The following is a 16,802-nucleotide window of genomic DNA, read 5'->3' on the forward strand; positions in this document are numbered from 1 at the left end:
TACCCCGGCGAGAAGCGGTCCCCGCGTGACCGCCGCCGACACCTCCGCCGCCCCGGCGGCCCTGCGCACGGCCACCGGCGGCGAGGCCGCCCGGTGGGTGACCTCGCACTGCCGCCGGACCCCGTGGCTGACGGCCTCCACCGTCCTGACCACGGTGGCCGGGGCCGCGCTCCAGGTGCTCCCCGTGCTGCTGCTCAGCCGGGTCGTCGACGGCGTGGTCGGAGAGGAACCGCGCTCGATCCTGCTCACCGTCGGCGTGCTGATGGTGGCCGCCGCCCTGCTCGGAGCGGCGGCCACCGCCGCCTCCACCTTCCTGATCGGCAGGCTCGGCGCCGAACTCCTCGCCCGGCTCCGCGAGGAAGCCGTTCGCGCCGTGCTGGGGATGCCCAGCGCCCGCGTCGAGGAGGTCGGCCGCGGCGACGTGCTCTCCCGCGTCGGCGACGACGTGGCCGTCATCTCCAAGGGCATCAGATCGGCCGTCCCCACCGTTTTCTCGGCGGGCGTCCTGGTCGTCATCGCGACCCTCGGCATGTTCGGCCTCGACTGGCGGCTCGGCCTGGCGGGAGCCGGCGCCCTGCCCGCGTACGCGCTCGCGCTGCGCTGGTACCTGCCCCGCTCCGCACCCCTGTACCGGCGGCAGCGGATCGCCCAGGCCGACCGGGCCCAGGCCCTGATCAGCGGACTCAACGGCATCGACACGGTCCGGGCCTACCGCCTGGAGGACGCCGTACGGGAGAAGGTCACGGGCGAGTCGTGGCGGGTGCGCAACCTCGGCATCGAGGTCTTCCGCTTCTTCGGCCGCTTCGTCGGCCGGGAGAACCGGGCCGAGTTCATCGGACTCGTCCTGATCCTGGTCGTCGGATACGCCCTGCTGGAGGCGGACGCCGCCACCCTCGGCGAGGTGTCGGCCGCCCCGCTGATGTTCCACCGGCTGTTCACCCCGCTGGGCGCCATCATGTTCACCTTCGACGAGGCGCAGAAGTCGGGCGCCAGCCTGGCCCGCCTGGTCGGGGTCTTCTCCGAACCCTCCGAGGAGCGGCTGGTCGGCGACGGCACGGTCGCCACGCCCGGCGTCGAACCGCACCCGGTCACCGTACGCGGCCTCACCTTCACCTACCCCGGGGCCGAGGAACCTGTGCTGCGCGAGGTCTCCCTGACCATTCCGGCCGGCGGCTCGCTCGCCCTGGTCGGCGCGACGGGCGCGGGGAAGTCCACCCTCGCCGCGCTCATCGCGGGCATCGGCAGGCCGCAGGCCGGATCGGTGCGCATCGGCGCCCACGACCTCGCCGCCCTGGACGAGGCCGGAGCCCGCGCCCTGGTGAGCATCCTGACCCAGGAGACCCACGTCTTCTCCGGCCCGCTCGCCGACGACCTGCGGCTCGCCGCACCGCTCGCGAGCGACGCCGAGCTGATGGAGGCCCTGCGCACGGTCGGCGCGGGGGAGTGGGCCGCACAGCTCCCCGAGGGACTGGACACCCCGGTCGGCGAGGGCGGCGAACGCCTGGACGTCACCAAGGTCGCCCAGGTGGCCCTGGCCCGGCTGGTGCTCGGCCGGTCGCCCGTGGTGGTGCTCGACGAGTCGACCGCGGAGGCCGGCAGCGAGGGCGCGGCCGAGCTGGAGCGCGCCGTGCTGGCCGCCTGCTCCGGCCGCACCACGCTGTTCGTGGCCCACCGGCTGACCCAGGCGATGGCCGCCGACCGCATCGCCGTCCTGGACGGGGGCCGCGTGGTGGAGGAGGGGACACACGGCGAACTGGTCGCGCTGGGCGGACAGTACGCCCGGCTGTGGCGTGCGTGGCGAGAGGGAAGTCAGACGTGACCCCGCCGAGGAGGCGGGCCCACGTGCCTACCGCGAAAGGTTGCTGAGACGTCGATGGCGGAACCGAGTGCTCCTGGCATACAGCTGTCCCCCACCCGGCTGGCCGCCCTGCGGCGGCGGACCGGCGACCACGACGACCGGACCCTCGTCGGGGCATGCGCGGCCGGGCTCGCGTACTGGGCGGCCGGCGCGGCCCCCGAGGGCACGGACCTCGCCCCCACCACCCCCTTCCCGGACCTCATCGCCCCTCGCCACGCGGCCGGCGGCGCCAACGCGGGGTGGGAGATCGACGAACGGACCCTCGCCATCACCGTGCCGCCCGGCGTGGACCGCGCCGAGGCGCAGCGGACCCTGGACGACCTGGCCGACTTCCCCGACCGGCCCCTCGGCGCCATCGGCCCGTCCGACGCCCGGCAGCGGGCCGAGGAACTGGCCCGCTGGAACGACACCCGGGCCGACCGCCTCCGCCCGACCGTCATGGAGCTCTTCCGCGAGCAGGCGCGCCTGCGGCCGGACGCCGTCGCGATCGTCGACGAGCACCGCTCCCTGACGTACCGCGAAACCGCCGAGCTGTCCGCGCAGCTGGCCCACCACCTGATCGAACGCGGGCTCGGCCCCGAGGAGGTCGTCGGCATCTCGCTCGGCCGGTCCGCCGAACTGGTCGTCGGCCTCCTCGCCGTGCTCCAGGCCCGGGGCGCGTTCGTCCCCCTCGACCCCCAGTGGCCCGCAGGCCGCCGGGCCACCGTCGTCGAGGACGCCCGAATCGTGCTCCAGCTCAACTCCACCGGCAAGGCCGACGCCGGGGAACCGGACGCCGTCGCCGTGGACCTCGGCGACTGGAAGTACGGCGCCCACCCGGCGGACGCACCCGAGGCCGCCCTCTCCGGCGACGCCCTGGCCTACGTGATCTTCACCTCCGGCTCCACCGGACGCCCCAAGGGGGCCATGATCCGGCACGAGGCGATCAGCGAGCGCCTGCTCTGGCAGTCCGGCGAGATCCTCCACTTCGGCCCCGACGACGCCTCCCTCTTCAAGGCCCCGCTCTCCTTCGACATCTCCGTCAACGAGATCTTCCTGCCGCTGGTCACCGGCGGGCGGCTCGTGGTCCTGCGGCCCGGAGGCGAACGCGACCCGCACCACCTGCTCGGCGTGATCGCCGAACAGGGCGTCACCTTCACCTACCTGGTCTCGTCCATGCTGGACGTCCTCCTGGAGATCGCCGGCGACTCCGGCCGCCTGGACAGCCTGCGCCACGTCTGGTGCGGCGGCGAGGTCCTCACCCCCGAGCTGTACGAGCGGTTCCGCGACCGCCTCGACATCCCCCTCTACCACGGCTACGGCCCCGCCGAGACGACCATCGGCGTCTCCCACGTCATCTACCGCGGAGCCGCCGAGCGCCTGTCCACCTCGATCGGCAAGGCCAACCCCAACACCCAGCTCTACGTCCTCGACGAGGAACTGCGCCCCGTCCCGGTCGGCGTCGGCGGTGAACTGTACGTCGGGGGGCTCCTGCTGGGGCGCGGCTACGCGAGCGCGCCCGGTCTCACCGCCTCCCGCTTCGTCGCCAACCCCTTCGCCTCGGACGGATCCCGGCTCTACCGCACCGGCGACCTGGCACGGTACGCCCCCGACGGGTCACTGGACTTCCTCGGCCGCGCCGACAACCAGGTCAAGATCCGCGGCATGCGGCTGGAGATCGAGGACGTCGAGGCCGCTCTCGCCGAACACCCCGGCGTCCGGCACACCTGCGTCGTCGCGAAGAAGAACACCGCGGGCGGCACCTACCTGGTCGGCTACGTCATCCCCGCCGGCGACCACCAGGACCTGAGCGCGGACGAGGTCAAGGCGTGGGCCGCCGCCCACCTCGTCGAGTACATGGTGCCCGCCCGCCTCGTCGTCCTGGCGGAGTTCCCGCTCACCGCCAACGGCAAGATCGACCGGAGGGCGCTGCCGGAGCCCCTCGTCTACGCCGGCGCCCTCGTCGCGCCCGCCACCGAGAACGAGCGCCTGGTCTGCGAGGCCGTCGCCTCGGTGCTGCGCCTGGACGCGGTCGGCACGGACCAGGACTTCTTCCAGCTCGGCGGCGACAGCATCCTCGCGATCTCCCTGCTCGCCGCCCTGCGCGACGCCGGCCTCCACGTGACGGCCCGACAGATCTTCGCCCACACCGTCGTCGGGGCGCTGGCGGCGGTGGCGAGCCGGGAGTCCGCCGCCGTGGACCACGGGGACGTCGCCACCGGCGCCGTCACGGGGTCGCCCATCCTGCGGTGGCTCGGCGAGACCACCGACGCCGTCGACGGCTTCGTCCAGTCGGTCGTCCTCACCACCCCGGCCGAGCTGACCGCCGAAGCGCTCGACACCCTGCTCACCGCCGTGCTCGCCCGCCACGACATGCTCCGGGCCAGGCTCGTACGCGGCGAACACTGGGGCTTCGACGTCCCCGAAGCCTCAACGGCCCCCCGCTGCTGGGAAGAGAGCGACGCCCCCCTGGAGGAATGCGTCGCCCGCGCCACCCGAGCACTCGACCCGGACAGCGGCGTCATGCTGCGCGCCGTCTGGCGCCGCGCGGCACGCCGGCTCGTCCTGGTCGCCCACCACGTGGTGATCGACGGTGTGTCCTGGCGTGTCCTGATGGACGACCTGGCCACGGCCTGGCACCGGCACACCATCGGAGAACCCGTCGAACTGCCCCCGGTGGGCACCTCGTTCCGCCGCTGGACCCAGCTCCTGGAACGCACCCCGTTCGACGCGCACCGCATGTACTACACCGCCCCGCCGCCCGCCCCCGACGCGCCGCTCGGCAGGCGCGCCCTCACCGACGCCGACACCGTGGAACGGGAACGGACCCGCACCGTCTCCCTCGAACCGGCGCCCACGGCCGCACTGCTCGGCGAGATCCCCGCCGCCTTCCACGCGGGCGTCAACGACGTCCTGCTGACCGCACTGGCCGTCGCCCTCGCCCGGTGGCGCCGCGACCGGGGACAGGACCAGACGTTCGCCCGCATAGAACTGGAAGGCCACGGCCGGGAGGGCCGCTTCATCGCGGAGGCGGCCGGATTCGAGCCCGAACTCTCGCGCACCGTCGGCTGGTTCACCACCCTCTTCCCGGTCACCGTGGACCCCGGCGCGGCCCCGGACCTCACCGACCCCGACTACCTCGTCACCGCCCTCAAGGCCGTCAAGGAAGACCTCGCCCGGGTGCCGGCCAACGGCCTCTCCTACGGCGTCCTGCGCCACCTCGGCGGCGACCTGCCGGCCGGCCCCGCACCGCAGGTGCTCTTCAACTACCTCGGCCGATTCGGTGCGGGATCCGATGGTGACTGGCAACACGCCTCGGACGTAGGGCAGTTGGGCGAGAAGCGCGACCCGAGGATGCGACTGCCGCGGGCCCTGGAGTTCAACGCCGTCGCCGAAGCCGGCCCGAACGGCTCCTACCAACTGGTCACCACCCTCTCGTGGCCCGAGGGCGTGTTCACCGAGGAGGACATCACCGCCCTCTGCGACCACTTCCACTCCACCCTCACCGCGCTCGCCGCGCTCGACGGCGGCGGCCACACACCCGGCGCCTTCCCGCTGGTGCCGCTGACGCAGGCCGACGTCGACGCCCTGGACAGCCCCGCGCTGTACGACATCCTGCCGCTCACCCCGCTCCAGGAGGGGCTCTACTTCCACTCCGTCTTCGACGGCGAGGCCACCGGCGCCTACGTCGAACAGCAACTGCTGAGCCTGGACGGAGAGGTGGACGCCGACCGGCTGGAGACGGCCGCCGCCCGGCTCCTCACGCTCCACCCCAACCTCGCCGCCCGCTTCACCGCCCTCGCCGACGGCCGGGTCGTCTCCGTCGTCGAGACGGGCGCCCGCCCGGCCTTCACCGTGCTGGACCGCCCCGGACTCACCGACGAGGAGCTCCGCGACCTCGCCGAGCAGGACCGCAGGGCCGGCTTCGACCTCGCCGCCGGGCCCCTCATGCGCTTCACGCTCGTCCGCGCCGGCGCGGGCCGTACGACCCTGGTGCAGACCGTGCACCACATCATCGCGGACGGCTGGTCGGTGCCGCCGATGCTCCGTGCGCTGCTGGCCGAGTACCACGCCCCCGGATCGGTCCACCCCCTCGGCGGCTACCGCGACTACGTGGAGTGGCTCGCCGGGCGGGACCGGGAAGAGAGCGACCGGGTGTGGCGTGAGGAGCTGGCCGCCCTGCCCGGCCCCTCCCTGGTGGCCGAAGGCCACACCCCCTCCGGACGGTTCGCGGACGTCTCGGCCGACTTCACCGACGACGTCGAGTCCGCCGCCCGCTCGGCCGGGGTCTCCCTGAGCGTGGCCGTGCACAGCGCGTGGGCGGTGACCCTGGGCGGTCTCCTGGGCGGCAGGGACGTCGTCTTCGGCTCCACCGTCTCCGGGCGTGACGCCGAGGTTCCCGGCATCCGCGACCTGGTGGGCCTCTTCATCAACACCATTCCGGTACGCGCCCGTTGGTCCGCAACCGACACGGCCGCCGACCTGCTCGACGCCGTGAGGCTCCACCAGGGAGCGGTCCTGGCCCACCAGCACGTCTCCCTGGCGCGGATCGGGCGACTGAGCGGGGCGGGCTCCCTGTTCGACACCCTCGTCGTGTTCGACGTCCCGACCGACGTGGCCGCGCTGCGCGGACCCGACCACACCCTCGTCATCACCGGCATCGTCAACGAGGGTGCTCCGCACTACCCGTTGACCCTCGTCGTCGAACGCGTCCCGGGCGGCCGGTCGCGGTTCCAGCTGATCTACGACGGCGAACTCCTGCGCCCCACGAGCGCCGAGGCGATCCTGCACACCTTCACCCGGGCGCTCACCGACCTGCTCGACCGCCCGGACGAGCAGGTCGACGCCCTGGTCCAAACGCCCGGCAGGCTCCCGGCACGCCGGGAACCGACCACTCTCGGCGAGCTGTTCGACGCGGCCGTCCGCCGCGACCCGGCCGCCACCGCCGTCACCCAGTGCGCACTGGACGGCGGCGAGCGCTCCCTCACCTACGGCGAACTGGCCGCCGCGAAGGACGCGCTGGCCGCGACGCTGCGCGCCACGGGGGTCCGCCCCGGGCAACGGGTCGCCGTCGCCGTGCCGCGCTCCGTGGAACAGGTCGTCGCCCTGGTCGCCGTCGTCGCCGCCGGAGGCGCGTACGTACCCCTGGACACGGCCTATCCGGACGAACGGCTGGAGTACATCCTCGCCGACGCCGCCCCGCAGGCCGTCCTCGTGGACCGGGAGCAGCGGGACCGCTTCACCCGGCTGCTGGACCGGTCGGGCGTGACGGCCCGGATCCTCGTTCAGGGCGAGGAAACCCCGCCCGCCGAACATCCGGTGGGCGAAGAGCCGCCCGCCGCCCGCCCCGGGGATCCGGCGTACGTCATCTACACCTCCGGTTCCACCGGCCGGCCCAAGGGCGTCCTCGTCCCGCACTCCGCGGTGACGACGCTCCTCGCCAACACCCGGGCGGACATGGAGTTCGGCCCGGACGACGTCTGGGTCCAGTTCCACTCCTTCTCCTTCGACTTCGCGGTCTGGGAGCTGTGGGGCGCGCTCGCGCACGGCGGCGAACTGCTGGTGCCGGAGTACGGGCTGACCCGTTCACCGGTCGACTTCCACCGGCTGCTCCGGGAGCACGGCGTGACCGTGCTCAACCAGACCCCGTCCGCCTTCCACCGGTTCGCCGAGGCCGACCTGCACGCCGAGCAGCCGGTCACGACGCTGCGCCGCATCGTCTTCGGCGGCGAGGCGCTCGACCCGGGCCGGCTGCGCGGCTGGGTGGAGCGGCACGGGACGGCCTCGCCCGAGCTGGTCAACATGTACGGCATCACCGAGACCACCGTGCACGTCACCCACCGGGTGCTGACGGAGGAGGACTTCGCCCGGGACGACGACGCCAGCCCCATCGGCGGACCGATCCCCGGCCTGACCGTCCATGTGCTCGACGACCGGCTGCGGCCGGCGCCGCCGGGCCGGGTGGGCGCCGTCTACGTCGCGGGCGACCAACTGGCCCTCGGCTACCTGGGCCGCCCCGGCCTCACCGCCGGGCGCTTCGTCGCGAACCCCTTCGCGGCGGACGGCTCCCGCATGTACCACACCGGAGACCTCGCCCGCCGGACCCTGGACGGCGACCTGGAGTTCGCCGGCCGCGCCGACGACCAGGTGCAGCTCAAGGGGTTCCGCATCGAACCGGGCGAGGTCGAGAACGCGGTGCGGGAGGTGGACGGCGTCGTCGACGCGGCGGTCACCGTGGCGGACGGCGGCGACCACCTCGTCGCCCACGTCGTCGGCGACCCGCCCGCCGACCTCACCGCCCGGCTCGCCGCCAGACTGCCCGCCCACATGGTGCCGGCCCGCGTGCTGCCCGTCGAGGCGCTGCCGCTGACCGTCAACGGCAAGCTGGACCGCAAGGCCCTCGCCGAGCGGGCGGCCCGACAGGACGCCCCGCCCCCGCAGACCGCGCCGGACGACGCCGGCGGCTCGGCGCTCACCGCGCTGACCGGCGTCTTCGCCGAGGCTCTGCCCGGCGCGGCCGTCGACGCCGACACGGACTTCTTCGGCGCGGGCGGCGACAGCATCGTCGCCATCACCGTGATCAACCGCGCGCGGGCGCTCGGCCTGCCGATCGCGCCCCGGGACGTGTTCCTGTTCCGGACGCCGCGCGCCCTCGCCGACCACCTCGCCACCTGCGCCCCGCAGGCGGCCTCCCCGCCGTCCACCCGCCGCGAGGACGGCCCGCTGCCGCCCACGCCGATCATCCTGCGCCAGCGGGAGCTGGGCGCGCCGCTCGCCGGATTCGCCCAGGCCAGAGCGGTGCCGGTCCCGGAAGGCGCCGGTCTCGCGGACATCCGGCGCGCGGCCGACGCCGTCGTGGCCGCACACCCGGTCCTGAGACTGCGCCTGCACGTCGAGCACGGCGTGTGGTCCCTGCGCACCGAACCGCCCCGCGCGGCCGTCGTCCTGCCCGAGCACACCGGCGACGCCGAGGCCGCCGCGAACGGCGCGGCCCGCCGCCTCGACCCGGAGGCCGGGGAGGTCATCGCGTTCTCCTGGCTCGCGGCGAGCCGCACCCTGGTCGTCACCGTCCACCACCTCGCCGTGGACGCGGTGTCCTGGCTCGTCCTCCTCGACGACCTGGCCACCGCCCTGGACGGAGCCGCGCTACCCCCGCCGACCACCTCCTACGCGGCGTACGCCGAAGCGCTCGCCGTACGGTCCGCCGAACGGGCCGACGACCTCGGCCACTGGATCGCCACGCTCCGGGCCCCGGCCCTCCTGCCCGCCGTCCGGGGACTCAGGGAGACCACCGTCGCCCTGGCGCCCGGCGTGAGCGACCAGGTCACCCGCACCGCCCCCGGGGCGCTCGGCATCGGCCTCACCGAGCTGCTGTGCGGCGCCCTGCGCACCGCGTTGACGCGCGTCCAGGCCACGCCCACCGACCTCGCCGTCGAGCTGGAGCGGCACGGCCGGACCCCGGTGGCGGAGCACCACGACTACTCCCGTACCGTCGGCTGGTTCACCTCCATCGCCCCCGTGCGCCTGGCCGCCCACACCGACCCCGTCGCGGCGGCGCGCGAGGTCGCCGAACGCCAGCCGGACGAGAGCGGGCACGCCGCCTACGGACGGCTGCGGTACCTCAACCCGCAGACGGCCCCGCTGCTGACCGCCCGGCCGCAGATCCTGTTCAACTACCTCGGCCGGGGCAGCGAGTCCGAGGCCCTGCGGATCACCGGCGCGACCCCGGCGAGCAGCCCGTACGCCGTCGAGGTCAACGCCTGGACCGACGAGGCCACCGGCCGCCTCCACGCCGGCTTCACCCTCGCCGAAGGCGTTCCCGACGCGATCACCGGACACTGGCTGGCCGCCCTGGAGCAGATCGCGGACGCGTCCGCGACGGCGGAGCGCACGGCGCCGGTCACCCCGCTCCAGCGGGGCCTGTACTTCCAGTCCCAACTGGCGGGCGCGGCCGGGCACTACGTCGCCCAGAGCTACTTCGCCTTCGACCGGCCCCTGGACGCCGACGCCCTGTCCGAGGCGATGGCCCGGGTGATCTCCCGACACCCCGTCGTCGGCGCGGGCTTCACCACCGACGACGACGGCAACCCGGTCCAGCACCTCAGGGCCGGCCGCCGCGTCGCCGTCCGCACCGTCCACCTGAGGACCCGGGCCGAGGCGGAGGCCCTGCGCACCGAGGACCGCGAGCGCGGATTCGACCCGGGGGAGCCGCCCCTGGTGCGGATGACCGTGGTGCGCGGCCTCGAAGGCGGCGACGGCCTGCTGCTCAGCTACCACCTCCTGCTCTGGGACGGCTGGTCGCGCGAGATCCTGCTGCGCGACCTGTTCGACGCCTACGAGGCCGTCGTGGCGGGCCGGCCGTGGGACGCCTCACCGGCCGTGCCCGGCTTCGAGGAGTACGCCCGGGCCCTCGCCGCCAAGGACCCGGCCGCTTCCGAGCGCTTCTGGGCCGACCACCTGGCGGGCCTGCCGGGGCCGACCCTGCTCGCCGGGCCGGCCCCCGTCCTGCGGGAGGAGCTGCCGCAGCCGCTCACGCGCACGTTCCCGGCCGACCTGTCCCACCTGCTGCGCGAGACGGCCCGGACCCGGGGCGTCACCCTGAACTCGGTGCTGACCGGCGCCTTCGGCCTCCTCCTCGGAGCCCGCACCGGACGCTCCGACGCCGTCTTCGGCGTCACCGTCTCCGGCCGCGAGGGCGACGGGCACGGCGGCATCGTCGGCGTCCTGCTCAACACGGTCCCGATGTGGACGCGCGCCCGCCCCGACGACACCGTCGACGCCTACCTGTCGTCCGTGCAGGAGGCGCGGGTGGCCGCCATGGAGCACGAGCACCTCGGGCTCGGCGAGATCCAGCGCGCCGCAGGACACGACACCCTCTTCGACAACCTGTTCGTCCTCCAGAACTTCCTGGACCCGGACGCCTTCGCCGAGATGAACGCCCGCCACGGCATCACCTCCGTACAGGCGGACGACTCCACGCACTACCCGTACACCTGGGTCGTCACGCCCGGCGACCGGCTGACCGTCAAGCTGGAGCACCGCCACGGCGACGCCGACCACGCCCGCCGCCTGCTGGACGACTACCTGCGCGTCCTTGAGGACCTGGCCACCGCCGCCGGCCCGGTGGGCGCGCTCCCCGGCCTGGCGCCGGCCCCCGAACTCGCCGTACGCACCGGGATCGGCACCGACACCGTCGTCGACCGGTTCGACCTCGCGGCGGGCCGCCACCCCGACCGGACCGCCCTCGTCGCGGACGGCGCCACCCTGACCTTCGCCGAACTCCGCGACCGCAGCCGGGCCGTGGCGGGCGTCCTGGCCGCCCGCGGCATCGGGCCCGAGACCACGGTGGGGCTGGCGATCCCGCGCTCCCTCGACTGGATCGCCGCTCTGTTCGCGGTCCTGCGCGTCGGAGCCGCCTACGTGCCGCTGGAACTGGACCACCCCGACGAGCGGATCGCCGCGATCGTCGAGGACGCCCGGCCGGAGGTGATCCTCACCGTGAGCGCGGTCGCGCCCCGGCTGAGCGGTGAACTGATCGAGCTGGACCGCCCGTTGCCGCGGGCGGAGCCGTACACCACGTTCGCCCCGGACGACCCGGACCGGCTGCGCCACCCCGCGTACACCATCTACACCTCCGGATCGACCGGGAAGCCCAAGGGCGTGGTGACCGAATACGCCGGTCTCACCAACATGCTGATCAACCATCAGCGACGCATCTTCGCGCCGGTCCTCGCCGAGCACGGCCACCGGACCTTCCGGATCGCGCACACCGTCTCGTTCGCGTTCGACATGTCGTGGGAGGAGCTGCTGTGGCTCGCGGACGGCCATGAGGTCCACATCTGCGACGAGGAGTTGCGCCGTGACGCCCCCCGACTCGTCGCCTACTGCGCCCGGCACGGCATCGACGTCGTCAACGTGACGCCCACCTACGCCCAACAACTGGTGGCCGAAGGCCTGCTGGAGGACCCCGAACGGCGGCCCGCACTCGTGCTGCTGGGCGGCGAGGCCGTCACCCCGACGCTGTGGCAGCGGCTCGCGGAGACCGGGGGAACGGTCGGCTACAACCTGTACGGACCTACCGAATACACCATCAACACCCTCGGCGTCGGCACCTTCGAGTGCCAGGACCCGGTGGTCGGCGTGGCCATCGACAACACCGAGGTGTACGTCCTCGACCCCTGGCTGCGCCCGCTGCCCGACGGGGTTCCCGGCGAGCTGTACGTGGCGGGCGTCGGGATCGCGCGCGGCTACCTCGGCCGGAGCGCCCAGACCGCCCACCGTTTCGTCGCCTGCCCCTTCGGCGCGCCCGGAGAGCGCATGTACCGCACCGGCGACCTGGTGGTCCGCCGCCCCGACGGGAACATCGCTTACCTGGGCCGCACCGACCAGCAGGTCAAGATCCGCGGCCACCGGGTCGAACTCGGCGAGGTCGAGGCCGTGTTCGCGGCCCACCCGGCGGTCCGCCTCGCCGCCGCCGTCGCCCAGCCCGACCCGGGGGTCGACGGGGCGTACCGGCTGGCCGCCTATCTGGTCCTGGCCGACTCCGCCGACCTCGGCCAGGTCGCGGCCGAGGCCGGCGCCGGGCTGCCGGACTTCATGCGGCCCACGCACTACGCCCGGGTGGACGGCATCCCGCTCACCGTCAACGGGAAGGCCGACACCAAGGCGCTGCCCGAGGCCAGGCCGCTCGGCGCGCTGACCACGGCGGGCGAGCGCGGACCGCGGACCGAGACCGAGAGGACGGTCTGCGAGTTCTTCGCCGAGGCGCTGGACCTGGACGACGACGAGGTCAGCGCGGTCGGCGACTTCGTCGCCCTCGGCGGCCACTCCATGCTGGCGGTCCGGCTGATCGGACTGCTCCGCCGCGAGTACGGTCCTGTCATCACCGTCCGCGACCTGTTCACCCTGCGAACACCGGAAGCACTGGCCCGCCACCTCGATGAGAACTCCTGAACCGATGAAGAACCCCGATACCCAGCGGCCCCGCCCCGGGGCCGCCATCCTGCGGACGGCCCTGCGCCGCAACGTCGGAGCCATGGCCGCGGGCACCGTCCTCATGGGCCTGTACCAGGCGGCGGAGACCGCGTTCCCCATCGCCCTCGGGCTCATCGTCGAGCACACGATGCGGGACCGCGGCCTCGGCTCGCTCGGCGTCTCGATCGGCGCGCTGGCCGTGATCATCACGACGGTGTCCCTGTCGTGGCGGTTCGGCATGCGCGTGCTCCAGAAGGCCAACACCACCGAGGCCCACCGCTGGAGGGTCCGGGTCGCCGCCTGCGGACTCCAGCCGGTGGCCCGGGACGTGGACCTCAAGTCCGGTGAGATCCTGACCATCGCCACCGAGGACGCCGACCAGACCGCCGACATCATCGAGGTGGTGCCGCTGCTGATCAGCTCCCTGGTCGCCGTCGTGGTGGCGGCGGTCGCGCTGAGCCTCGCCGACCTGAGACTCGGCCTGCTGGTGATCGCCGGGACCGTCGCGATCCTGTCGGTCCTCGCCGTGATGTCCCGGCGGATCGGGGCCAGTACGCAGGAGCAGCAGGCCCGGGTGGCCCGGGCGGGCGCCAAGGTCGCCGACCTCATCATCGGCCTGCGCCCCCTGCACGGGTTCGGCGGCAACCACGCGGCCTTCGGCTCCTACCGCGAGGTCAGCACGGACGCGAAGCGCCAGGCGATCACCGTCGCCCGGGTGAACGGCGCCTACGCGGGGACCGCGCTGGCCCTGAACGCGGTCCTCGCCGCGGCCGTCTCCCTGACCGCGGGCTGGCTGGCGTTCGAGGGGCGGATCACCGTCGGAGAGCTCGTCATGGCCGTGGGTCTCGCGCAGTTCATCATGGAACCGCTCAAGCTGTTCTCCGAGATGCCCAAGTACGTCATGATCGCCCGCGCCTCGGCCGAGCGCATGGCGCTGGTCCTAGGCGCGCCCCCCGTGGCGACGCCCGGTACCGAACGCCCCGGGCCCGGCGGCGCGCTGGAGGTCGAGGACGTCCGCCACGGAACGCTCCAGGGGGTCACGTTCACCGTGGCGGCCGGCGAGTTCGTGGCGATCGCCTCCTACCAGCCCCGCGCCGCCGCCGACCTGGCCTCGGTCCTCGCGGTGAACGCCGCTCCCGGGACGTACGGGGGAGCGGTGCGGATCGGCGGCCGGGAGATCGGCGACCTGTCGGTCGAGGCGGTCCGCGAACACCTGCTGGTGAACCCGTACGACGGGGAGGTCTTCGCCGGCACCCTGCGGACGAACATCGACCCGTCGGGCAGCGGGCGGTCGGTGGAGGCGGCCGTCGAGGCGTCCCTGCTCACCGACGTCGTCGCCCTCCACCGCGAAGGGCTCGACCACCCGGTCCGCGACCGGGGAGCCAACCTCTCCGGCGGGCAGCGGCAACGGCTTTCGCTGGCCCGCGCGTTGGCCGCCGACAGCGAGATGCTGGTGCTGCACGACCCGACGACGGCCGTCGACGCCGTCACCGAGCAGCTCATCGCGCGCAACGTCGCGAAACTGCGCAGGGGCCGGACGACGCTGGTGATCACCAGCAGCCCGGCGCTCCTGGACGCCGCCGACCGGGTGCTCGTCCTGGACGGGGGCGTCGTCACCGCCGAGGACACCCACCGCAACCTTCTCGCCGGCGACGCGGCGTACTGCCGGGCCGTGGCGAGATGACCGGGCGGGCGGTTCCCGGGACGCCCACCGGGGCATCGCCGGAACCGCCCCCCAAAGCCCCTCGGCTCAGCCGAGGACCCAGGCGACGTCCCGGAGCAGGGCGTGCCGCCAGCCCGCCCGGTCGTGGTCCGAAGCCGAACGCGACACCCGCACCGCGGCGCCGGCCCGCTCGGTCAGCGCCTCGACCGCCTCGCAGTGCGGCAGCATCGCGGCCTCGTGCTCGCCCACGTCGAACGCGCACCGTACCCCCGACAGATCGGCGCCCCGCCGCAACCGCTCCGCCAGGACGCCGCCGGCCGGCCCGCCCAGCGGGTCCGGCAGGTCACCGGCCCCGGGCGCCCACCAGAAGGACCCCGACTGGCAGGCGACCCCGGACACCAGCCCCGGGAACTCCAGCGCGGCGTACAGCGCGCTCAGCCCGCCCAGACTCTGGCCGGCGACCACCAGCCGGTCCGGCTCCGCCGCCACCCCCGACTCGGCCACCAGGGGCAGCAGTTCGTCCCGGACGGCTTCCCACAGCTCGGGACGGCAGACGAACTCGGCCTCCCGGTCCTTGGCCGGGAGGAACACGAGGGTGACCGGGGGCAGATCCCCGGCGGCCACGGCCGCGTCGAAGGCGGTCACGGCCGGATGCAGGTACAGCCAGTCGTCCCCGTCGAGCAGCAGCACCACCGGGCCGCCGCCGCCCGCCGGATGGACGCGCACGGTACGCCGCCCGCCGAGCCGGTCGCTGCTCCAGCGGATCCGGGTCCGGGGGAGGGGCGGCACGTCGTCCGGGCCGAGCGCGGGCCAGTGCGGCTGGGGCGGGGCGTCCGGTGTCGCGGCGATGGACCGGTCGGCCCCGGCGCCCACCGGGTTGAACGGATCGGCGTGGGCCGCGCCCTCCGCGAGGAAGCGGTACGTCACCCGCAGCCGCGCGGGCATGGACACTTCCGCGTACCAGCAGTCCGTGTCCCGCCAGCGCCGCAGCGGCACGGGCGGCGACCAGCTCTCGAAGTCGAGCACGGCCCCGGAGCCGCGCCACAGGAAGAGGGTCCGCCAACCGCCGTCCGCGGGCGCCGAAGCGGGCGTTCGCGCCGCCTCCCAGAACGCTTCGGTGCCGGGGAGGCCCCGCAGTCCGAACGCGGCGAAGGGGGCGTCGCCGCCGGCCCGCTCGATCACCGGCCCCATGGGCGTCTCCTTGCGAGAGAGGAGGGGGCGGCTGGTCCCCCGCCGTGTAAGGGGAGCCTAACCCATAGGCCCTGACGGGTGATCGGGAGAGTGCGCCCCGGCGGGAGAGGAGCCGAGGGCGCACGGGGAACCGCGGCTGTCAGCCCTGGGGATCGTCTTCAAAGGTCAGATCCAGAGCAGGGGTGAGGCGATGGTGACGGCGGCCAGGTAGGACTCGCGGGTCTTGTCGTAGCGAGTGGCCGGCCCGCGCCACTGCTTGAGGCGGTTGAAACAGCGCTCGACGACGTTGCGGCGACGGTAGACGCCTCGGTCGAAGCAGGGTGGCCGACCGTCGCGCGTGCCACGGTTCAGCCGGCCGAGGATCTGATCGGAGCGTTCGGGGATCGTGTGCCCGACGCCACGCCTGCGCAGGTAGGAACGAATCTTTCGAGAGCTGTAGCCCTTGTCCGCGATCACATGGTCGGGCCGGGTCCGCGGACGGCCGGGCCCGACCCGGGGCACGCTGATCGAGCCCATCACCTGCTCGAAGCGGGTGCGGTCGTTGGCATTACCGCCCGACAGCACGAAACCGAGAGGGCGCCCGAGTCCGTCGCAGGCCAGGTGGACTTTCGTGCTCAGTCCGCCGCGGGATCGACCGAGGGCGTGATCACCCGCTTCGTCCCGGTCGACCACCCCCTTTTGCCGCCGGCGGCGTGCTGATGGGCCCGCACGATGGTGGAGTCGACCGATATCAGCCACTGGATGTTCCCGGCCGCGTCCTTCTCCGCCCGAAGGGCCCGCAGCGTGCGGGAGAAGGTGCCATCCAGGGCCCACCTGTGAAAACGCGTGTACAGGGTCTGCCAGGAGCCGTACCGTTCCGGCACATCGCGCCAGGCCGATCCGGTCCGCAGCTCCCACACGATCCCGTTCAGCACCACCCGGTCGTCCGAACGAGGACGCCCCGCGGTCCCTGAACTCGGCAGCAACCGCGACAGCACAGCCCACTCGGCATCCGAAAGCTCATGGCGACGCACCACGGCAAGCATGATCCCTCATCACTCGCCCACCTTTGAAGACGACTCCTAGGGCGGGTTTCGAAAGTCCCGCCTGTTCGGCGACGCCCGGCACGCACGCTCGCCGCGTTGTCGGGGCCGCCCC

5 protein-coding genes are annotated in these 16,802 nt (G+C 73.9%); 3 read left to right on the forward strand and 2 right to left on the reverse strand.

What is annotated here, in order from left to right:
* Positions 1-25 precede the first annotated feature (25 nt).
* The 3 genes from AMK24_RS26670 to AMK24_RS26680 are packed head-to-tail and all read left to right on the forward strand — an operon-like array spanning position 26 to position 14,495.
* Complete coding sequence (locus AMK24_RS26670; protein ID WP_073771438.1) at positions 26-1,819, forward strand: ABC transporter ATP-binding protein; 1,794 nt, start codon at positions 26-28, stop codon at positions 1,817-1,819.
* A gap of 54 nt (positions 1,820-1,873) precedes the next feature.
* Positions 1,874-12,790 (forward strand): non-ribosomal peptide synthetase, encoded by a 10,917-nt coding sequence (locus AMK24_RS26675; RefSeq protein ID WP_073771439.1) that lies wholly within the window; start codon positions 1,874-1,876, stop codon positions 12,788-12,790.
* 4 nt (positions 12,791-12,794) lie between these two features.
* On the forward strand, positions 12,795-14,495 hold the full coding sequence (locus tag AMK24_RS26680; protein ID WP_073771440.1) for an ABC transporter ATP-binding protein: 1,701 nt from the start codon (positions 12,795-12,797) through the stop codon (positions 14,493-14,495).
* Positions 14,496-14,561: 66 nt separating this feature from the next.
* Here the strand turns inward: AMK24_RS26680 and AMK24_RS26685 are convergent, their stop codons facing one another.
* Together AMK24_RS26685 and AMK24_RS26690 are read right to left on the reverse strand one after the other, a co-directional pair.
* Entirely contained in the window at positions 14,562-15,665 is a 1,104-nt protein-coding gene (locus AMK24_RS26685; protein WP_073771441.1) for an alpha/beta hydrolase-fold protein, read from the reverse strand.
* Positions 15,666-15,830: 165 nt separating this feature from the next.
* Positions 15,831-16,678 (reverse strand): IS5 family transposase gene (locus tag AMK24_RS26690; protein ID WP_392291321.1). Its coding sequence is split into 2 segments (ribosomal slippage): positions 15,831-16,315 and positions 16,315-16,678, totalling 849 coding nucleotides; the frame shifts between segments, so codons are not numbered across the junction.
* Between the last annotated feature and the right edge of the window lie 124 nt (positions 16,679-16,802).

The organism is Streptomyces sp. CB02366 (assembly GCF_001905905.1).
GTDB lineage: Bacteria > Actinomycetota > Actinomycetes > Streptomycetales > Streptomycetaceae > Streptomyces.

Coding starts and splice junctions, on each gene's coding strand:
- AMK24_RS26675 (WP_073771439.1), top strand. CDS start 1,874: ATGGCGGAACCGAGTGCTCCTGGCATACAGCTGTCCCCCACCCGGCTG.
- AMK24_RS26680 (WP_073771440.1), top strand. CDS start 12,795: ATGAAGAACCCCGATACCCAGCGGCCCCGCCCCGGGGCCGCCATCCTG.
- AMK24_RS26685 (WP_073771441.1), bottom strand. CDS start 15,665: ATGGGGCCGGTGATCGAGCGGGCCGGCGGCGACGCCCCCTTCGCCGCG.